Source organism: Vibrio sp. R15-SG3-ISO1B, from assembly GCF_059833835.1.
Map to the genome: position 1 here is coordinate 1 of NZ_JCBDGG010000012.1, position 20748 is coordinate 20748.

20 protein-coding genes and 1 pseudogene are annotated in these 20748 nt (G+C 50.2%); 4 read left to right on the top strand and 17 right to left on the bottom strand.

Features of this window, described 5'->3' with window-relative positions:
- Nucleotides 1–465: pseudogene (locus AC6R0S_RS03805) on the bottom strand (arginase); the annotation flags it as partial.
- A gap of 5 nt (nucleotides 466–470) precedes the next feature.
- Nucleotides 471–1196, bottom strand: a complete 726-nt coding sequence (locus AC6R0S_RS03810; protein WP_500637250.1) for an IclR family transcriptional regulator — start codon at nucleotides 1194–1196, stop codon at nucleotides 471–473.
- 248 nt (nucleotides 1197–1444) lie between these two features.
- Here AC6R0S_RS03810 and AC6R0S_RS03815 point away from each other — a divergent pair, with 248 nt between their 5' ends.
- Both AC6R0S_RS03815 and AC6R0S_RS03820 read left to right on the top strand, forming a co-directional pair.
- Nucleotides 1445–2536, top strand: a complete 1092-nt coding sequence (locus tag AC6R0S_RS03815) for an efflux RND transporter periplasmic adaptor subunit (protein WP_500637251.1) — start codon at nucleotides 1445–1447, stop codon at nucleotides 2534–2536.
- 134 nt (nucleotides 2537–2670) lie between these two features.
- On the top strand, nucleotides 2671–3276 hold the full coding sequence (locus AC6R0S_RS03820; protein WP_334568186.1) for a TetR/AcrR family transcriptional regulator: 606 nt from the start codon (nucleotides 2671–2673) through the stop codon (nucleotides 3274–3276).
- Nucleotides 3277–3401: 125 nt separating this feature from the next.
- On the opposite strand, the gene AC6R0S_RS03825 is transcribed toward AC6R0S_RS03820, so the two are convergent.
- The gene (locus AC6R0S_RS03825) at nucleotides 3402–4796 is read right to left on the bottom strand and encodes a glycoside hydrolase family 1 protein (protein WP_500629174.1); all 1395 of its coding nucleotides are present in this window, start codon (nucleotides 4794–4796) and stop codon (nucleotides 3402–3404) included.
- Nucleotides 4797–5033: 237 nt separating this feature from the next.
- On the opposite strand from AC6R0S_RS03825, the gene AC6R0S_RS03830 reads away from it, so the two are divergent.
- Nucleotides 5034–5459 (top strand): universal stress protein, encoded by a 426-nt coding sequence (locus tag AC6R0S_RS03830; RefSeq protein ID WP_500629175.1) that lies wholly within the window; start codon nucleotides 5034–5036, stop codon nucleotides 5457–5459.
- A gap of 31 nt (nucleotides 5460–5490) precedes the next feature.
- Here the strand turns inward: AC6R0S_RS03830 and AC6R0S_RS03835 are convergent, their stop codons facing one another.
- Complete coding sequence (locus AC6R0S_RS03835) at nucleotides 5491–6138, bottom strand: haloacid dehalogenase type II (RefSeq protein ID WP_500629176.1); 648 nt, start codon at nucleotides 6136–6138, stop codon at nucleotides 5491–5493.
- A gap of 103 nt (nucleotides 6139–6241) precedes the next feature.
- On the opposite strand from AC6R0S_RS03835, the gene AC6R0S_RS03840 reads away from it, so the two are divergent.
- Complete coding sequence (locus AC6R0S_RS03840; protein WP_487902471.1) at nucleotides 6242–6514, top strand: nitrogenase-stabilizing/protective protein NifW; 273 nt, start codon at nucleotides 6242–6244, stop codon at nucleotides 6512–6514.
- Here AC6R0S_RS03840 and AC6R0S_RS03845 read toward each other — a convergent pair.
- The 13 genes from AC6R0S_RS03845 to AC6R0S_RS03905 form a co-directional block, all read right to left on the bottom strand.
- Complete coding sequence (locus AC6R0S_RS03845) at nucleotides 6511–8193, bottom strand: flagellar assembly protein A (RefSeq protein ID WP_500629177.1); 1683 nt, start codon at nucleotides 8191–8193, stop codon at nucleotides 6511–6513. The genes AC6R0S_RS03840 and AC6R0S_RS03845 overlap by 4 nt on opposite strands.
- Nucleotides 8194–8438: 245 nt before the next feature.
- Nucleotides 8439–10133, bottom strand: coding sequence for a SpoIIE family protein phosphatase (locus tag AC6R0S_RS03850; protein ID WP_500630974.1), 1695 nt, complete (start codon nucleotides 10131–10133; stop codon nucleotides 8439–8441).
- A 9-nt stretch (nucleotides 10134–10142) separates the two neighbouring features.
- On the bottom strand, nucleotides 10143–10442 hold the full coding sequence (locus AC6R0S_RS03855) for an STAS domain-containing protein (protein WP_334553042.1): 300 nt from the start codon (nucleotides 10440–10442) through the stop codon (nucleotides 10143–10145).
- Between the two features lie 17 nt (nucleotides 10443–10459).
- Nucleotides 10460–11632, bottom strand: coding sequence for a methyl-accepting chemotaxis protein (locus AC6R0S_RS03860; protein WP_500629179.1), 1173 nt, complete (start codon nucleotides 11630–11632; stop codon nucleotides 10460–10462).
- The gene (locus AC6R0S_RS03865; RefSeq protein ID WP_500637252.1) at nucleotides 11629–12663 is read right to left on the bottom strand and encodes a protein-glutamate methylesterase/protein-glutamine glutaminase; all 1035 of its coding nucleotides are present in this window, start codon (nucleotides 12661–12663) and stop codon (nucleotides 11629–11631) included. The genes AC6R0S_RS03860 and AC6R0S_RS03865 overlap by 4 nt, the downstream gene beginning before the upstream one ends.
- Nucleotides 12660–13310 carry a chemotaxis protein CheD gene (locus AC6R0S_RS03870; protein ID WP_500629181.1) on the bottom strand — a complete coding sequence of 217 codons (651 nt, stop codon included), beginning with the start codon at nucleotides 13308–13310 and terminating at the stop codon, nucleotides 12660–12662. Before AC6R0S_RS03870 ends, AC6R0S_RS03865 begins: the two co-directional genes overlap by 4 nt.
- 9 nt (nucleotides 13311–13319) lie before the next feature.
- Nucleotides 13320–14171 (bottom strand): CheR family methyltransferase, encoded by an 852-nt coding sequence (locus tag AC6R0S_RS03875; RefSeq protein WP_500629182.1) that lies wholly within the window; start codon nucleotides 14169–14171, stop codon nucleotides 13320–13322.
- On the bottom strand, nucleotides 14156–16558 hold the full coding sequence (aer2, locus tag AC6R0S_RS03880; RefSeq protein WP_500637253.1) for an aerotaxis transducer Aer2: 2403 nt from the start codon (nucleotides 16556–16558) through the stop codon (nucleotides 14156–14158). Before aer2 ends, AC6R0S_RS03875 begins: the two co-directional genes overlap by 16 nt.
- A 45-nt stretch (nucleotides 16559–16603) precedes the next feature.
- A complete protein-coding gene (locus tag AC6R0S_RS03885; protein WP_500633155.1) occupies nucleotides 16604–17071 on the bottom strand; it encodes a chemotaxis protein CheW in 468 nt (155 codons plus the stop codon).
- Nucleotides 17071–17610, bottom strand: a complete 540-nt coding sequence (locus AC6R0S_RS03890) for a chemotaxis protein CheW (RefSeq protein ID WP_500630980.1) — start codon at nucleotides 17608–17610, stop codon at nucleotides 17071–17073. The genes AC6R0S_RS03885 and AC6R0S_RS03890 overlap by 1 nt, the downstream gene beginning before the upstream one ends.
- A 9-nt stretch (nucleotides 17611–17619) precedes the next feature.
- Nucleotides 17620–19764 (bottom strand): chemotaxis protein CheA, encoded by a 2145-nt coding sequence (locus AC6R0S_RS03895; protein ID WP_500633156.1) that lies wholly within the window; start codon nucleotides 19762–19764, stop codon nucleotides 17620–17622.
- A 37-nt stretch (nucleotides 19765–19801) separates the two neighbouring features.
- A complete protein-coding gene (locus AC6R0S_RS03900) occupies nucleotides 19802–20161 on the bottom strand; it encodes a response regulator (RefSeq protein WP_334553027.1) in 360 nt (119 codons plus the stop codon).
- Nucleotides 20154–20453, bottom strand: a complete 300-nt coding sequence (locus AC6R0S_RS03905; RefSeq protein ID WP_500633157.1) for an STAS domain-containing protein — start codon at nucleotides 20451–20453, stop codon at nucleotides 20154–20156. The genes AC6R0S_RS03900 and AC6R0S_RS03905 overlap by 8 nt, the downstream gene beginning before the upstream one ends.
- Nucleotides 20454–20748: the final 295 nt, after the last annotated feature.

Here is a 20748-nt window from a genome sequence, read left to right on the forward strand (position 1 = left end):
TACAAGCATCCCAACACTTCCACTCAGCACCTGACTGCGCTGCAAGACAAAATGAAACAGCGAGCCTTTCTCAGGCTCTAGAGTCGGTTTGATATCCAAGCTGCGGCTGATATGGATAAACCCCAGCTCTCTGCCTTGACTCGCCACCATCGGCAGCGCATGCAGTAAGCTTTCACCGTCATTGGCAAAGAGCACAGGTAAACTGGCCGATTCCATCAACGCGGCAACGTTATCAAGCAAGCGATGTTTGGCCCCTTGTTGGAGATTGAAATGACCGCCATAGCCAATATTGGTCGAGACTTTATCTGCCAGCCAATCGTAGAGCTCTTCCAAGCTCTGGTTGGCCATATCAAACTCCACTTGGCTCATCGGTTTGATCTGTTCACTGACACTGAGCAAGGTGAGTTTGTCGCAACAGAGCCCAGTAATACTGTGTAGCTTGCGCCGTTGAAATAGCCTAAACATATCCTTTACCTTTCAGGAGGCAGAGCTCTCGCTGCCTGCAATACATGAAGTACAATTTTTTGCTCGTTCATCTCAACGCGATGAGCCGGTGCCATCACCGACACAGCGCCAACAAGTTTGCTGCCCTTTAACACCGGCGCGCTAATACCAGACACACCGGGATCAATTTCAGAGGTACTGACCGCATACCCTTGGGCTCGAATCGCGTCCAATTTGGTCTGCCAAGCGTCCCATTGCAACTCTTGGCCAAAATAACGCAATATTTTCTCGCAGCGCGCGCTCGGCATATACGCCAACATCACTTTCGATGAAGCGCCATGCAGCAGCGGCTGACTCTGCCCTTCGACATAACTGCACCTAAGTGCTTGCATGCTCTCTTTTCGGCTGACGCACAGAGCACGATACCCAACAGGCACCATGTAAGCGGCCATTTCGCCCGTCTGCTTTTGTAGGCGTCTGAGCACCGCAGACACTGACTCCAGCTCACTTTGACTCGATTGGTAACTGCGCATCAACATCAAAGCTGCCGGACCGATGATCAAGGTCTTGTCGTGCGTACTCTCTTCAATCAGATTCCACTCTTTCAACATTTTTAGGTGGCGATACAAACTGCTCAGTGGTGTCCCGAGCTGATGACTCAAGATTTTGGCGGTCACCGGCTCGTCGTTGACCGCTACCTGCATGAGCAGTTGTAAGATTTTCTCGTTCACTTGGCCGCTGCCGTTTTTCATGGTCAATTCTTTTCTAACTGGGTCATAGAGTGAGTTCAAATTATATTCTTACAAGGCGAGAATAGTGAGCACAAAGAGCACCTACATTTTCACTGAGTGATAAAAAGCACGCCCTACGCAACCCATTCAAACCATCAATAAAACTTTACTTAACGGTAAAGTTAAAATAATCTATGTTGCATAATCATCTCGAGCCGCCCAGCGGCCATCTCGTTTTGGGATCAACGACCACAAGGTTTAGGGATAACATGAAGCCTCTAGCACTCACCCTCAGCGTTCTGTTTGGCGCGGCGGCCACTCTCAGTGTCACCTGCCAACTGTCTAACGCCAGCGAACGTTATCAATCCAACGCGTATCAAGTTCAGTTGCCGATAGAGAAGCAAGCGATCCGGCTCGAGAAGCTCTCCGGTGAGTTCCAAGCGTCTGAATACACGAAGATTCTGTCGGATCAGGAAGGCAAGATTACCAATGTCTTGGTCAACGATGGTGCGGTGGTTAAAAAGGGCACGCCGCTGTTTGAATTTAATACCACCTTCGCTCGTTTAGCGGTTCAAGCCGCCCAAGAGGAATACCAACGCGCGCTCGACAATATCCTTGATTTAACGAAATCCGGCGTGACGCGCGGTGAACGACTCGACGGCGCTCGGCAAGCCATTGACGCGACGAGAAAGAATCTGCTTGTCGCCCAAGAAGCGCTCGTCGATACCACCATCGTCGCGCCCTTTTCAGGCAAAGTGGGGCAAATTCTGGTCAGTGCCGGGAACTTCGTCACCAAAGGTCAGGAGTTAACAGAGTTGATCGCCGTCTCTGATGTGGAGCTCCATTTCAGTGCGCCGAATGACGTGCTCTACCCCTACCTAACGACACTGAGTGATCCCGCAGCGCACACGCCACCGACAGTGTCGGTAAAAAATGCCAACGGTCAATTTATTGATGGCACGCTCAGTTTTGTCGACAGCAAAACCACCGAACAAGCCCAGACACTCTCCGCCTATGCCACCTTTACTAATTCTGATAATCAGTTACTGGTGGGGAGTAAAACCGAGCTCTACCTCAACGCCATAGAACGCCAGGCGACCCTGTTTGTCCCTAAACAGGCGGTGCATACCAAAGAGACCCAAAGCTTTGTCTATGTCCTTGATCGGGATAAGAAAGTGCTAGAAGTGCCGGTCGCGACGCTGATGGTCAAATCTGAGATCGAGGGCTATCTCGCGGTCACCGGGTTAGAGGCCAACCAGTTTGTGGTCAACGATCCTTACGCGTATGAGCTGGTCGGGCGCAAGATTGAGCCCATTGTGAATCTGGTTGAAGGGCTAAACCAAATCCTTAGCCGCGGATAATCTCGGCAATCGAGTGTCGCAATGTTGAGTCAGCTCTCAACTCTCAGCGACGGGCATACTGGTAGGACCATGCTTATGGTAGCGTTAACACAATGACCACATGGAAGAAATTAGAACACTGCTCTGACCTTTGTATGGATAAAAGAAGTCAACGAAGCGAAAAAACTCGGCAGAATATTATTCAGGCAGCAATGGAGTGCTACCAGGATTTTGGTGTGCAAGGTGCCTCGCTTGAAGCTGTCGCCAAATGCGCTGGCACGTCAAAGCCTACCATCTATGCCCATTACGGCTCGAAAGAGAAGCTCTATCAGAATGTCGTCGAACACATTTTGCACCAAGAGCAAGAGACGCAAAAATTGCCGCCGTTTGATCCGACCCGTAGCATTAAATCTCAGCTGTTTGATATTTTCGATCAGCAGTTGGATTTTGTCTTAAGCTGCGAGCGCCGCCGCCTGCTGGTGGCCATCACGATTGAAGCCATGTGTCATGGCAGTTGTCATCTCAACGATCTTGAACAGATCAAAACTTGCCCAATGGAGCATTGGCTAAGCGACGCCATGGCACACAACACACTGCCGCAGCAAAACGCGCGCGAACTCGCGACGAATCTACTGGCGTTAGTGAAAGGTCGCACCTTCTACCCCACATTTCTTGGAATGAATGACGATAATATCGAGCAGCGCCGAGCCAACCTTCACTCCGCGTTGGATTTCTTCCTCCAGACGCAGCAAGCACAATAAGAGGCGCAGCAGCGCCCCTTGTTTCTATGTTTGTGTGCTTATGTGTTTATGTGCTTCTCAGTCGCTCAATCTTCTAAGCGGTCCGTGCTAAGGATGCCCAATACTACGGCATCCTGCTGACTTCATCACTCTTGAGTCAAGAGCGCCTGCCCATTGGTTTTGATGACCTCTTGATACCAATAGAAGCTCTTTTTGCGCAGGCGCATCAAGGTACCCGAGCCGTCATCGTGGCGATCGACATAGATATAGCCATAGCGCTTGCTCATCTCTGCGGTAGAGTTCGCGACTAAGTCAATTGGCCCCCAGCTGGTAAAGCCCATTAGCTCGACGCCATCTAGTATCGCCTCATGCGCTTGCACCAAATGATCACGCAGGTACGCGATACGGTAGTCGTCGATCACCTCACCTTCGTCAGTCACGGTATCACGCGCACCGAGACCATTCTCAACGATAAACAGTGGCTTTTGGTAGCGATCGTGGAGGAAGTTGAGCAGAATGCGCAATCCTTTAGGGTCAATCAACCAGCCCCACTGACTCTTTTCCAGATACGGATTTGGGACACTGTCGACGATATTGCCCACCTCTTTTTGCTTCGGATCGGCACTCGCACACCCACTGGCGTAATAACTGAAGGAAATAAAGTCGACACTCGCCGCCGCTAGGGTTTCGATGTCCCCTGCTTCCATCTCGATGGTGATTCCGTTATCACGGAAATAACGCAACATATAACCTGGGTACTTACCGCGGGTCTGCACATCGCCAAAGAAGAGCCACTTATTGTTCTCATCCATCGCCGCCAAAACGTCATCAGGATTACAGGTGTAGGGGTAGTTAATCGCGCCGAGCAGCATGTTGCCGATTTTCGCGTCAGGGATGATGTCATGACAGAGCTGCACAGCTTTGGCGTTGGCCACTAGCTGATGGTGGATCGCTTGGTAGATCGCCTGTTCGCTCGCATCTTCTTGAAGTCCAACCCCAGTAAACGGCGCATGCAACGACATATTGATTTCATTAAAGGTAAGCCAAAGCTTCACTTTCTCCTTGTAGCGCGTAAATACGCTGCGCGCATAGCGCTCAAAGAAGGTAATCACTTCTCGGCTACCCCACCCGCCGTAATTTTCCACTAGGGCGTAAGGCATTTCGTAGTGTGAAAGCGTGACAAACGGTGTCATCCCGTGGGCGGCCAATTCGTCAAATAGTCGGTCATAGTAGGCGAGCCCTTCTTCACACGGCTCGGTTTCATCGCCTTGCGGAAAGATACGCGTCCAAGCAATGGATAGACGAAGGCAGTTGAACCCCATCTCCTCAAACAAAGCGATGTCTTCTGGATAACGATGATAAAAATCGATGGCAAGATCTTTGATCCCCTCAGTACGCGCTTCGCGGGTCTGATGTGGGTTTAAGATCCCTTTTGGCAGCATATCAGCGGTGGAAAGCCCTTTGCCACCAGTGAGGTAAGCGCCCTCTACCTGGTTAGCCGCAATGGCTCCGCCCCAAAGAAAATCGGATGGAAAGGTCATAGTTCATTCTCTTTATTTATGATTCTGACTTGAGTGTACTCGAACCATTAGGCACTAAATAAGGTTAGATATTTATCAGGATATTTCCCATTTTTAGGCCAGAGCGCAACGACAAAAATCGGCAAAATCTAAATGATAGATCGGTATTTTCAAGCTATTACGAGACCTATCCGACACATCTTTTTCCACAGAAATACTATGCTTATAGGGTAAACAATGACGTAAGAGGGCGTGGTTATGAAATACAAACATATCCTAGTTGCACTAGAGCTGTCTGAAGAGAGTAACGTTCTCATTGAACGCGCCGCGTCTCTCGCTGAGATAGTGGGTGCACAAGTCTCGTTCATCCATATCGATGGCACACATGGGGAAATCTACCCTGATTTGGTCGATATTCAAGCCGATCCTAGCCGTCGACCTTTGAACGAAAACAACAACCAATGGCTAGAGAAGTTTCAAACCGATTCACCTGTCCCGATCAAGCACTTCCTTGTCGGTACCGGCGATCTCAGTGAGAAATTAACGTACACCATTAAAGAACACAGCTTTGATCTGTTGATTTGTGGCCACCATCAGGACTTTTGGAGCAAAATTGTCTCCTACTCCCGCCACCTCATCAATAAGTCACCGATTGATATCCTCGTGGTGCCAATCACAAGCTAACTGAGATAGCCGCCCTAGGCGGCTATCTTTTTTACAGCTCGGTCAAACGACGAATAACGCGATCGGGCTCAACTCCCCACGGATCAAAAGGCACATCCACGCTGCGCTGCAACCAGACGGTTTTAATACCGGCTGATTGCGCACCCAGCACGTCAAACGGATTGCTCGAGACTAAATAGGTGTCGTTGTCTTGGGTGACCGACAGAAGATGCTGATAGACAGATGGGTTGGGCTTAAAGGTTTTGACCTTTTCACAGCTGATTATCTGCGCAAACTCGTCCCGAATGCCCGCGCGGCGCAGCAACGTCTCAACACTGTGTTGTTCACCATTAGAAAAAGCGACCAGCCGATGCCCTTTCGCTACCAGTGAGGCTAGGCTTTCTTGGACATCATCAAAACAGGGCAAGCGAAGATAGAGGTCGAGAAGCTGCGCTTTCTGCTCTGGCGACAAGATTGTTTGATGGGCGGCGCATGTGTAATCCAGCGCTTGTTCGGTGCAGGTTGAAAACGGCACATACTCGTTCATCAACCCGCGTCGAAACGCGTATTCGAGCTGCTTATTTCGCCAAGTCACACTCATGGTCTGCCCCAGCCCCGGACGCCACGCTTCCAGTTGAGTCGCCACAAAATGTGTGTCAATCAAAGTGCCATAGACATCAAACGCATAAGTCTTCGTCATTGTTGCCATATCCATTGTGGAGAGTGTCTTACTATCGTAGACAATGGTGAACGAGTGTTCAATAATAGGACACCCATTCTGAACGAAAGAAGCGATTAAGCGAATGACCGACTCGATAACAGAAACCCTCGCCAGTTTCACCTCTATCGAACAGGCATTGGATTATTTTGAGATAGGCTATGACCGCACGTTTATCGAGCAGAATCGTACCGAGTTGGTGAAGCGGTTTGGGGGTAATCTTATTTTACAAAAGCCTGATGATTGGTTTTCAGCGCGACGTGCGCTAAAAAATGCTTATTGTAAAGTACAGCGCAGCAAGCTGGATAAACACACTCGCTCGGCCTGCCGCGGCTGCACATCTTGTGAACGTCGTTAGGCTTCTTGTTCGATATCCTCTTCTTCGAACATAGATGAGCATTTGATTTCAAACTGATTGAACGAGAAGATGCTAGGGCCGTGGACGCGCTTAGTGATCACTTTCTCTTCCCCATATTGCACCGTAACATGGGTGAACACCTTACCTTTTACCTCTATGGTGTTGTCTTCAAGTGCAGAGGTCAATTCCGCTTCATTGCCATCACGGGCACGTTTGACTTTCTCAAGGTGTGCGTTGCTCTCTCGTTTGAGCGTTTCTACCTCTTCTTCTTGCTCTGGCGTCCGTTGAGATTTCGGAATTTTTTTCAACTCCAGCTCTTTACGCACCACCGCCATGGTCGCTTCTTGTGCTTGAGTATATTGTTCTTTGAGCTTGGCTTGGCGATCTTTGTACATCTGAAAGCGCGCAAACGCCTGAACATGTGTCGCGGTGTCGCCTTCCACACCCAGCTCGACGCAGGTGATTTTTCCACCCACCTTGGCACTGCCGCCGCTTAAGGTGCCGTGTTTTTCGCTGCTATCGGCGACAACCAGGTGGCGACCACAGCGAATGGCGTTGTTCATACTGTGGACATTGAGAATAATATCTTGTCCAGCTTGTAACTCACTGAACTGTGCATAATTGGCCTTTATGCTGCCGCCCGACTTCACCACACAGCTCTTTTCTTCGCCTTCAGAGACATTGTGACCAATGATGCCTTTGGCAACTTCAATGTCACCTTGCGCTTGAACATCCGCCGATTCAATAAATCCACCCACCGTGAGTGATCCGGTTGCCCGAACGACCATATCCGATTCAATGTTGCCAAACACCACCACGTTGCCTTTGAATTTAACATGACCCGTCGCCACACCTATGGTCGGTAAGCAGAGTGCATCTTCCACTTCCACGCTGCGCTCTTTGAGCACCGGCATACCGGATACCTCAGCCAGCAATACATTGGGATTGTTGGGATTCACTTTCGTGCCTTTGCCCGCTTTGAGCATGGCATCGTTACCAGGCTTAGGCGGAATCACCTTACCTTGTACTGTCATACCTGGTGTCCCTTTCGTCGCAGGTACACGTTTCATAAGGGGATCATTTGCTGAGACGGTGATGGTCTCGCCTAAGTTGAGCATGTCCACTTTGCCCCCATCTTGATCTGATTCTTTGGGAGCGAGCACTTGTCTAGCAGGGTCTTTGACTAAAGGAACAAACTTGGCGTCTTTGCCTTGGATGGGATTTTTGCCTTTGGCGACAGGTTGAGTGAAGGTTTCACCGGGTTTGAGTTGATGGCTCATCACCAACACTTTTTTCAGTGCGAGCTTATTGATGCCTTTAGTGACATGGGATTGCGCCAAGGCATGCACGATTTGCGGTCCTTTCAGAGGTTGGCCTTTGTAAGCGCCGGTCACCACCATACTGGCCAGCATGTCGTGTTCTGAGAGCACCACTTCCACCGTCGCGTCACGCACTTCAGCGATAGGAAAGCCCACATACGCTTCACTTTTCGCTTCTCTCGCACACTTGATAAAGCGGTTCACCGCCTCTTCCATCAGATAAAAATCACTGGCGCCAATATTGGCTAACGCGGAATCTAATCCACGCGTATCGAAATTTCCATCCACACTGATGTCTGGCAATAGCTTCGCGACCACTCCCTGCTCATCTTCTGACAGAGATACTAACTTGTCCCACATAACTGACCTGCTTAACCCACTTAACCTGTCCAGTCTATTCAATTTGATACTGACACAGTATGGAATGTGTGACAAATTCAGGCATAGGTCACTGAACTTTTGTTGTAGAAACGTCCATCAACGCTATTTACAGTGTAAAGTTTACCAGTTCCGTTTATCGGCCCATCTTATGGTTGAGTGCGCCATCCACTCATTGGGTGGATAATCAGTCGGTCGCGATGCTTCTCTTCAGGCTTCTCTGCGCATCATGCGGAAAGCGGAAAATGGTGCGGCGCGTTTAATGAATAGATCGCGGTCACTTTGCGCCCTTGTTCGCTATATTGCAGCGAGTCACACAGTTCTGTGGCGAGAACGATACCTCGGCCATAGGTGTGTCCGTCTTGAACTTGCTGGCGTTTTTCGTAGTCAAATCCCTCGCCGTTATGAAGCAAAATCATGGTGACCTTCTCACTGTCAGGCTGATAATCGAGCTCAAGTTTGACCCAGGCACTGTCTTCAAGCTGCTTGAGTTTATCCTCTCGCTGCTGGTAATAGGTAAAAAAGCCGTCGGGGTCATCTTTTACCGAGGAATCAAGCTTGAGCAAACCATGCTCGATGGCATTAGAAAAGAGCTCAGAGGCCACCGAACAAATCAGATCCAGATGTGGACCACCCGATAACATTCCCTGTAAAAATTGCCTAACTTCGGCCATTACCGACAGGTGACGCAACTTATGGCCGTCAAATTGCAGACTGGCATGTATCGGCACTTGACGTCTCTGCTGCTCTACCGTTTGACAAGCCTCTTCTTCCGCTACAGTAATGGGGAAATGCATGGTCAAAATGGATAAATCGTCACGCACCTCTTGATTGCTAAAGGCTTGTACCGCTTCATACAGCGTTGGGATGACCGCGCGCTGACCTGTGAAACAGGCCTCAAGGCGCTTGGCGCCAAACTGTTCATTGTTGGGGCTGGCGGCTTCAATCACGCCATCGGTGTAGCAAACGATCTGCTGATCAGGCTCCAGTTTGTAGTGCACAATGTCGGCTTCAAACTCGTGCGGCTCAAGCACGCCCAACGGCATGTGGCTTGAGACTAAACGGCTGACAATCTCGCCTCCAGGATCGACAATATACCCATCAGGCAAACCGCCGCCCCACCAAGAGACTTCAAAGCCATTGGCTCTTACTTCAAACACGCTGGCGGCAAGCATCATTCCCATCGGAAGGAAACGCACCAACACTTCGTTGATTTCGGTAACAATTTCCCCGAGCGGTAATCCTTTCGCCGCCATCGTAAAGAATGCGCGCGTCGCAGGTAGCGCGGAGATCGCCGCCGGTAAGCCGTGTCCTGTGGCGTCAGCGATCATCACATAGACACCACCGTGTGGCCGCTTTGCAAGAACAATTAAATCACCGTTAAAGATGGTTGAGGGGGTCGACAAATAATGGATGCCGTACACATTGCTGACCTGGCGGCTCATCTCTTGAGCGAGATTGGCAAAAATCGACTCGGCAATCGAATAGTCGTACCGTACTTGTTCATGGAACTGGCTCAGTTCATCACGCTGCTGCATCACTTCATTGTGCATTTTGACAATCCGATAGTGCGCTTGCACTTTGGCAATGAGGACATTGCGCTCCACCGGTTTGAGGATAAAGTCATCACCAAAGGCGAGGCAGCGCTCAAAAGAGGCGCGATCATCCAAAGCGGTTAAGAAAATGATCGGAATGTGGACGTTAGGAAAGGCTTCTCTGACTTCTTGCGCGGTAGTGAACCCATCTTTCACCGGCATCATGACATCCAACAAAATCAGATCCGGCATCGAATCCATCTGTTGCATCGCCTCCACCACCCCTTGGCCATTTTCAAACATGGTAATGCGTTCGGTGATGTGATCGAGAATAAAACGACACAGCTCACGGTTGGTGGCGTGGTCATCGATGATCATGACATGCATAGGCAGTCCTTACTCTATCGAGAACTTCTTATCGAAACGGGAAATGGCGAGGATTTTTCGCACCTGTGGCAAGGTGTTAGTGATGCGAATCGCCCCATCGGGCTGCCCAAGATAATTGTGCATGTTTAACAGCATCCCAAGCCCTGCACTGTCGATATAGTCGACTTTGCGTAAATCAATCGTAAACCGATAACTGTGTTTGTCTGTATAGCAGCGCCGAAAATCTTGAACGAGGTTAAACCCAAACGCCCCTTCAATGGTAATGGTCACCTCACGTGAGCCTGAATTCACTGTAGACTTAACCGACATATTGCCCCCTTGGTGGATTAAAACAGCTCAACTTCGCCTTCATCAATGTTTGCTTGCGTTGCCGCCGGTGAACCTCTTTGCTCAACCTGTTCGAGCAATGCGTGCAGTTCACTCGCAAACTCAGCGTCACTGAGGGTGCGTTCTGTCCATGCCAGCGTCAGATCGGCCAGCTGTTGGATAAACGCCACGCTACCTTGCGCGTACTCCCCTTGCTGCGTAATGATGTCAGCAAATTGCAGGGCGCGAATGCCGTTGGCAACCTGAACACTGAGCAGATCACCGCTGTGCTTGATTTTGTGGACTTCTTGTTCAACCGACACATTGAGCTGCTGCACGCCTCGCAACATGTCATCGACTTTTTCTTTCGATTCGATCGCTTCCGTCATATCGATGGAGGCCATCTCCCCAACGGTTTTGTTGGCCTCTTGTACCGTGGCTTGCGCGGTGTTAATTTCGCGCTCAATTTGGTTATTTAGCTCTTCCGCTTTGACCGAAAGGTGGCGTACTTCATCGGCGACGACGGCAAACCCGCGCCCTGCCTCTCCCGCTCGAGCCGCTTCAATCGCCGCATTGAGCGCCAGTAAGTTGGTCTGCTCGGATAACCCGCGCACTTGGTTGAGTAACTTAAACACCGAATCGAGCTTGTCTGACATATCGTGAATGCTGTGCACCGCAGAAATACTTTTTTCCGAGACGATCACTAAGGTGTCCACAAAGTGGCGAATAATGGCTTCGGTTTTCGGTAACACTTGGCTGATGTCATGATCGCTGCCGTGATTACCCAGCAAGGTTTCCACCAACTCACTCGTCACTTGGCTCTGCTCTTCCGCCAGCTTTTGCAATTCAAAATAGCTTTCATTTAAGGTGTCTACTGATTCGTCTACCACGCTGCGTTGATGGCTAAGCGGATCCGATAATTGAGGGATAACACGTTGCAAGATGTGCCCCAACGCCGCTTCCCGAGCAGGGTTAGGATCATCGCTCGAGGGTGCCTGTGAAGACGCAGCGCTCTCTGTTGGCATCGGGCGTGACTTGGCTAAGACAATCCAAGGCACCGCCGCCACGGCGATCATTAAGGCGAGTTGAAGCTGAGACGGCGCATAACTCACCCCCACACCCAACAGCAGCACTTGAATAAGCACCGCGAGCGCGCAGCGTACGCGATGACTCAGTATTCTCTTTTTCTTCATAGGCTCACCAACTGACAAATCTGTTTCGGTATTTTATGCAGCCCGAGAACGTACTCCGCAGCACCCAAATGCACCGCGGCGCCCGGCATTCCCCACACCACTGAGCTCAACTCATCTTGAGCAATGGTCGGCGCGCCTTGCTGCTTTATCTTCAACATGCCTCGCGCACCGTCTTTACCCATACCAGTGAGCAAGATACCGATCGCGTGCTCGCCTAACGTCTCGGCAACGGCATCAAACATGACATCCACAGAGGGTTTGTGGCGATTGATCGCTGGCCTGTCGTCAAGTTCTGCGTACAACTGCCCGCCACGTCGGGTAACGACCAAATGCTTATCGCCGGGGGCTAAATAAGCGCAGCCTGATTTCAGCGCCTCACGAGTCTGGCCAAGTTCTGCCACCTGTATATCCGAGTTCGCGTCGAGCCTGCGCGCAAACGAGGCGGAAAACATCGCGCTAATGTGCTGGGTAATCACTATCGGCGGCAAACCGGCAGGCAAGGTTTTAAGCACCTGATTGACCGCTTCCGTCCCTCCCGTCGAGGCACCGATGGCAATCAACTCAATGTGATTGGTTTGGCGTATAGGATCGAGTTTTTGCGCCTCAGGTGCCACTGTCTCTCGTCCTACGTTAGCGCCTGCGGCGACTTTGATCTTTTCATTCACCAGCTTTTTGTAATTGACCATCTCGGCGGTGTTTTGCACCGCAGGCTTGGGAAAGTAGTCCACCGCCCCGAGTTCCAGTGCCGCCAGCGTCGGCTCTGCGCCGTGCTGCGTTAACGTGGAGATCATCACCACAGGCATCGGCCGTAAACGCATCAGATTTTTTAAGAACTGAACGCCATTCATTTTTGGCATTTCGATATCCAGAGTCAGCACGTCGGGATTGTGTTGTTTGATCAAAGCCCGAGCTTGATACGGATCTTCTGCACTGGCGACCACCTCAAGATCCGGATCGCTGTTGATCAGCTCAGTCAAGATCGCGCGGAATACCGGCGAATCATCGACCACCAATACTCTGATTTTTTTCATATAAACAGCTCCGCGTCATCGCCATTGTCACGTTCGTGCTCCAACTTATAGGCATAGGTCGATTCTTGTTGATGCACCGTATGCACTTCACTAAAGGGCACCCGTTTCAGCCACACTTTTCCAATCGAGGGATCAAAGAGTATCTTTCTTGGCTCCATTCCCCCAAGATCTTGCGCCACCACATCCAATTGCTCGCGCTCAACATAACTCAGAATAAAACTGACGTTTTTCTCCCCTATCATCGATTCTTTGCCGAGCATTTGCGCCCCACCAAACAGTTTAACCACCAAGCGATGCCGACGGGCACCCAAACCAATCAGTTGATTGATCAACATTTCCATCGCATAACAACCGTAGCGAGAAGCACTCGAATCCAACGCGCTCGGCTGCCAAGATTTGATTTGGCTGCGATTCTCAAAAGGCAGGAGAAAGTGATTCATGCCGCCGATACGTGTGACGGGATCCCACATGCAGGCTGAGATGCATGACCCTAGACCAGTCACAATCAACTCGTCACTCGCCTCACTGCAATAAACGCCGCCGGGGTACACTTTGACAAAGTGCTTTTCTCGGATAGGGTGATAAAACCGACTAACATGACAAGCCCCATTTTGCGGGTCGACGTTCAGGCCGTGGTATGGCGTCATAACCGCTTCCTACTTTTTGACATAAATTGTGTGACCGAGGTGATGAAAGCAATCCACTCCATCAGGTAAGCTCTCCGAGTGGCCTAAAAACAGAACCCCATCAGGGGATAGCTGTTGATAAAAGCGTTTGAGCAATCGCGCCTGCGTTTTTTTGTCGAAATAGATCATCACGTTACGGCAGAATATGACATCAAAGCTCGCTGTAAATGGCCAAGCTTCAAGCAAGTTGAGTGGTGAAAACTGTACGTGATCCATCAGTCGCTGTTTGACTTTGATCTGGCCGCTTTGGCGTCCCACACCTCGAACAAAGTTCCCCTTTAGATAGTGCTTAGGAATAGAGTTGAGTGCCTCATCACTGTAAATGCCAAGTTGCGCCTTCTCGAGTACCGCAGTATCTAGGTCTGTCGCAACAATCACGACTTCGTCCAACTGACCTTTGCGTTCAAATGCCGCAAGTGAAGTGGCAATGCTGTAGGGCTCCTCACCACTAGAGCAGCCCGCGGACCACACCGCGACCTGCTTTTTGCCTTGCTCTTGCCACTGACGACTGAGTACCTGCTCCAAAAATTCAAAATGGTGGTATTCACGGAAAAACGACGTTTTATTGGTCGTCAAACAATTGATGAAAGTGACTCGCTCCTGACGGTCATTCTCAATCAACGGGCGATACTCTCTAAAGCGGCGCAGCCCCAATCGGCGCAACTGACGACTGACGCGGCCATAGACCATAGCGCGCTTCTGATCCGAGAGAAAAATGCCCACGTGTTTATGCATAAACCATTGGATAAAGTGAAAATCTTTATCCGTAAGCTCAAACTCTTGCTCGGGTAGCGTCAATTCCGTGTTCAAAATTCTTCCCATTCGTCGCCTTCCTCTTCCACCTTAAATGCCGTGTTGCTGGCTTTGTTGGTGCGAATCTCTCTGACGTTATTTTCGTTAGGAGCTTTGTTGCTGCGCGAATCAAAACTGGCCACTTTGGCATCGGTCACAAAGAAGTTCATAAGATTGAGCAACTCTTTGCCTTCATCTTTGAGCGATTGACTGGCGGCTGAGGTTTCTTCAACCAGCGACGCATTCTGCTGTGTCATTTCGTCCATCGTCGCGACGGCTCGATTGATCTCATCAATGCCGGTCGATTGCTCCACACTGGAAGAGGCAATCTGTTCAATCAACTGGTTGACCTTCTCCACCGCTTCGACAATTTCACTGAGTGTGTCGCCGGACTCACCCACTAAGCGTGAACCTTCATCGACTTTCTCCACACTGTCTTTGATAAGGCCCTTGATCTCTTTGGCGGCCGCCGCACTGCGCTGCGCTAGATTGCGCACTTCACCCGCGACAACGGCGAAACCGCGCCCTTGCTCGCCAGCGCGCGCCGCTTCCACCGCTGCATTAAGTGCTAACAAGTTGGTTTGAAACGCAATTTCGTCTATTACGCCAATGATGTCGGAAATCTTTTTACTCGCCGAGTTAATGTCAGCCATCGCAGAAACCGCCTGACCAACCACTTGGCCGCCTTTGGTGGCTTTTTTCGTTGCATCCACGGCTAATTCGTTAACGCCTTTCGCGTTGTCGGCATTTTGTTTCACCGTTGCTGTCATCTGTTCCATGCTCGCCGCGGTTTGCTCGAGATTCGCGGCTTGAGCTTCCACTCGTTGACTCAAATCGTTGTTGCCTTCGGCGATCTCTGATGAGGCGGTAGCAACGCGCGCCGAGGATTGCGTGATCTTATCCACCATATCGCGCAAGTTGAGAATCGAGGTATTGACCGAGTGAGACAATCGACCCAGTTCCCCGTTATTGCTCTCGGGCATCGTCGTATTAAGATTCCCTTTCGCCACTTGGCTCATCACATCAATGCACTGCCCTATCGGTGTCACCATAGTGTCGAGTAGGCTATTAATGCCATCCCCCAACTCTTTCATAAAGCCGCTGTACACACTGGTGTCAATCCGCTCTTGCAGCTCACCGGCGATCGCTTTTTGTATCAAAGACTCGACCTGACGCTGCCCATCTTGTTGTTCGGTAATATCCACCCACTGTAAGGCAGAACCGATGTACTTGCCCTGACCATCTTTCATGGCAATACAGGTCAAATTGAACTCTAGTCCTCCGACCGCAATATTAGAGCTAAATGGCAAGCGGTCAGGGTTAGCAATGATGCTCTTTTGATGGGCGGGGTTCTTATGGAATACATCGATGTTACGCCCAACTAAATTGCTGGCATCAAAGCCGGGAAGTGCTTGCCTTAGCTCCGCTTCACGCGATTTGAGTAAAGTGAGCAAAGCCGGGTTGACGTAAGTAATCACCCCTTCCATATCGGCCATCATTAGATTCGTCGTCATGCCCGCCACCGCAGAGGCGAGGCGCCCAATCTCTTCTTCTTTTGCCCGCTCATCGGTGACATCGCGCCACTCTAGCGTATTGCCAATGTAAGCCCCTTGGGCGTCGTGTATAGCAGCGACGTTCAACTCAATCTTCAAATCACCAATGGTGATATCGGTGCTGTAAGGTAAATTGTTCGGATCGGCCAGCATCTTGCGCTGATGTGCGGGGTTTTGATGAAATTCATCAATACAACGCCCCATAAGCCATTCCGCACTTGCGGTAAATCCAGACCATACCGAGCGCAGCGTCGCCTCATGCTGGCGAAATAAAGTCAGCGTCTCTTTGTTGATGTAGGTGATCAAAAAGTCTCGGTCAATCATCACCATGGCGGTTTGCGCTTGGTCAACAGCGGCTTGGAGTCTCGCAATGTCTTGGCTTATCTGCTCAGACTGTGTGACATCAGACCATTCCAAGGTATTACCAACATACTGCCCTTTGGCATCTATGATGGCGCCGACATTGAGTTCAATCCTCACGTCTTTGACCGAAATGGTCGTGGTGTAAGGTAAATTATTGGGATTGGAAAGAAGTTGGCGCTGGTGGCTTGGGTTAGCGTGGAACGCATCAATACAGAACCCGAGTAACTCATCTTCGTTTGCCTTAAAACCCGGCCACATTGATTGAAACAGCGCTTCATGGTGCTTAAGTAGTTCCAGAGACTTCTGATTGAGATAGGTAATCTTGAAATCACGATCAATCATCATCAGCGCGGTTTGCGCCGCATTCAGTGCAGACATGAGTTGCTCTTTGGAAATGCCGCTCTCTTGCTCCACATCCAGCGTAAAGTCTTGAGTCAACGTGTCTTCCGTCGGGGTTGAAAATTGCTGAGCTTGCTCTGCCTTTCTGTTCCAAAATCCCATACCTGTCCCTCTTCTTGCCATGCTCTATTGTTATCAGTGTTTGCTTTAGACCCAGCTCTCATGTTGAGTCAGTTCAGAAAGCTTTTCGACATCCAATAAAGCTTCCATATTCAGTAGGATGAGGTGACCTGCTTGCACCGAAGCGAGCCCCCGAATAAAACGCTGGTCTACCCCCATCGACACTTTAGGTGGTGCCTTGATGGCCTCGTCACTGAGGGGATACACCTCTGACACCGCATCAACCATGATGCCAAACGGGTTGCCTTGACCATCACTCAACACCACGACGACCGTCACTTCGGTCAGCTCGGTTTTGCCCAGACCAAGACGCATTTTGAGGTCAATGATGGGTAAGTACTCACCGCGAATTTCCCACACGCCTTTGAAATAGTCTGGCGAGTTCGGGACTTTGCGCACCGGCGACCAGCCCCGTAGTTCTCGCACATCTAAAATCGGCACGCCGTATTCGTCATCTTGTAGGGTGAAACTCAAAAACTCATGTCGGGTTTCCATTACTTCGCCCTCAAGATTTTGTCCATGTTGAGCAGCTCGTGGATATCAAGCAGGGACATCACCTGCTCGCCCACATTCATCAACCCAACCAAATAGGGTGTCACGGCCGTGTCGCCAACACAGGGGTGAAGGGTTTTGTCGTCTTGCGCCAACACATCGCTGACCGCATCCACCACGACGCCCATCAGGCGTTCACCTTGATCCCCCTCTTCTCGCAATACAATCACAACCGTCGTCGGCAAGTATTGGCATTCACCTAACGAAAATCGTCGTCTTAAATCCGTCACTGGCACGATCATGCCGCGAATATTGATCACGCCACAGACAAATTCCGGGGCGCGAGGTATCGGCGTCGGCTTTTCCCAAACCCGAATCTCTTCGACATCCTTAATCGGCACCGCATACAACTCGTCAGCAAGCAGAAAGCTGAGAAAATCCGCGCTCTGCTCACCAAGCTCTTCGCTGTATTGCCCAGACACTAGCGCCGCGTCATGAGCTAGCGCGTCTGTATCTGGTTGAATGGCGGTCACTTGATTCATGATATCTCCCTACGCCGCTAATCCGTTACTGCCCGCCGCATCAAGGTGGGTTTTCAAAAAGCCGGTGATTAATCCCTGAATATCCAAAATCAATGACACCGACCCATCCCCTAAAATGGTGGCGCCAGAAATGCCGGAGACTTTGCTGTAGTTCGACTCCAAACTCTTGATGACCACCTGTTGCTGCTCTAACAGTTCATCAACCAATAACCCAACGCGATTGCCTGCCGCTTCCACAAAGCAGAGTATGGGGTGCTCACTGGGCGTAGCGGGAGCCAGTTCAAGCTCGGATTGCAGATTCATGATAGGGATGCTTTCTTCTCGTAGGCGATACAGCAACACGCCACCGGAAGCGCGTTTGATCTTGCTCTCATCCAAAGAGACCGATTCGATGATGGTCAGCAACGGAATGACAAACACTTGGTCGGCTACCTTTATGAGCTGACCGTCCAAAATCGCCAAGGTAAGGGGTAAGCTGATGGTGAAACGGCTGCCTTTACCCAGCTCGGATTCCACCTCGATGTGGCCGCCCAATTCTTCAATGTTGCGCTTGACCACATCCATACCCACGCCTCGCCCAGAAATATCTGAGACCGATTCCGCCGTCGAAAAACCGGGGGAAAAAATCAGGTTCATCACCTGCTGTTTGGAAAACTCGTCCCGGTTGGCATCGCTCGCGACAACGCCTTTTTCCTGCGCTTTTCTCCACAGCACATCGCAATCGAGTCCGGCGCCATCGTCGCATATTTGAATGATGATAGAGCCGCCTTGATGGAAAGCATTAAGCTCAATGATCCCAGCCTCGGGTTTACCTCGTTCACTGCGCGTTTGGCGTGACTCTATGCCGTGGTCAATGCCATTTCGGACCAAATGCACGAGCGGATCAACAATGCGCTCTAACACCGTTTTGTCGAGTTCCGTGTGCTCGCCCTTGATCACCAACTCCACCTGTTTGTCCAAGCGAGATGACAAATCTCGAACCAAGCGGGGGAAGCGACTAAAGGCAAAGCTCATTGGCAACATGCGAATATTGAGGACGTTATCTTGCAGCTCCTTGCTGTTTTGCAACAGCTGCTCGAGCCCAGCTTTGAGTTTATCCAGTTTGTCAGGGGTAAAATCGTTACCAATTTCCGTCAACATTGATTGCGTGATGACCAGTTCGCCCACCAAGTTGATCAAGCTATCGACTTTATCAATATCTACCCGAATGGAACCGACGCTTGACTCGGTTTTCGTCGGCTTGGACGCGGTTTTCGCTGGTGTCTCAATGCTTGGTTTGGTTGCGCTAGGTTCAGATGCAGTGGGCTCAGATGCAATCGGCTTAGGTGTAATGGGCTCAGACTCGGTGGACTTAGACGCCGTCGAAGCGGAAGAGATTGACTCAGATGGGGCGACTTCTAACGATGTCTCTTCAACCCCACGCTCACCACTCTCTGGTTTTCCTCGCGTAATGATGAGATCGCACTCATCCTCTACCCATTCGAATATCTCGCTAATCTCTTCTTGCGCGAGCTGACCATCCATAACGAGATACCATTTCAGATAACAGAGCTCCGCCTCCAGTTGCTCAATCATGGGTAAGGTGCTGGTGTCGACGCAAATTGACATGTTCGGATCCAGTTCATGACATTCGCGAAGGATGCGTAACGGGTCGTTGCCGCTAAAAAACAGTTCAGGATGGGGAGCAAACGTAATGTGGTAAGGTAGAGAACCCGCATCGGATGCCTCCGCCAATGACTCGTCGGGCTCACTTTCAACGCTTGGTTCGTCACCTAATAAGCGTTCTAGCTCCTGACTGATCTCAGTTTTTAGGTTGGATTCATTAGGAACGCCAGACTCGTGCGCCTCAAGCAACGAGTGTATGCAGTCAACACTGCGCAGCAGGAGATCAATGCTGGCGGGGGTTAATTGGCGCTCGCCATTACGCACCAAATCCAGATACGCTTCAACGGAATGAGTAAACTCGCTGATATCGAGCAAGCCAAACGTGCCGGCTCCGCCTTTAATCGAGTGGGCGGCGCGGAAAATTGTGTTGATCTCTTCACTGTCGATGTTTGTGGCATCAAGGTTGAGCAACACCTGTTCGAGAGTCTCAAGGTTTTCCCGACACTCTTCATAGAACATCTTACGCAGTTGACCCATATCTAGCGACATACTTTCCCCTCAAACGCTCTCTGTTCTAAACCGCTGACTACAGCACGCGCTTCAATGTTTTTAGCAAGGTATCGGGATTGAATGGTTTCACTAGCCACCCCGTCGCACCGGCCTGTTTGCCCTGCAGCTTTTTATCCGCACTGGTTTCCGTGGTAAGCATGAGGATCGGCACAAATTTGTACTGCGGTTTCTCTCGCAGCGCTTTAACCAGCTCAAAGCCACCCATGTTAGGCATGTTGACATCGGAGATCACAACGTCAAACTTCGCGCTCATCACTTTATTCAGCGCGTCTTTACCATCATTTGCAGTTTCTACCTCATAGCCAGCATCTTTCAGGGTGTGACTGACCATTTGTCTGATTGATACAGAATCATCAACAGCAAGAATTTTAGTCATGAGATCCATCTCCAACGTCTGAACTTAACTTCAATAAATGTTGTAAACCCAAAGCGTTTGCTCCTTGTTTTAATGTGGCGCTCGGCTTGTCGAGTCGTATCTCGACTGAGTCGCGCTCTGCACTAAGAAAAAGAGAAACAAGGACCTGTAGGCCCGCGGCGTCGACTCGATCCACATTGGAGGCGAGAATCACAAGCGAGCGATGATCATGAAGCCACTGCTTAGATTCAGCAGCGACATTGAGCGCACTTGAGATATCAAGCGCGTCAGGAAGTAGACAATCCTTTTTCATTGTTATTCTTATTTCCTAGCCACAAAACACTACGCACAAAGTTTTATATTGAGTTTAGGAAAGGTTCGTCATTTGGCAAATGTGACTTAACTTTTGATACAGCAAGTTGCGGTTAAAATTTTTGTCGTTGGGATAAAAACTATCGAAGATTTAGTGAGTTGCCGATAGAGGCGATTTTGAAAAAAATTCTTATTTTCTACTGTGTTTTATTGACTGGTTCTTTAGTACTAGTTCGCAACCGCGTTGAAGGTAGGGTGTTATAGAATGAGATTTTACAGTGTAAATCGACTCGATT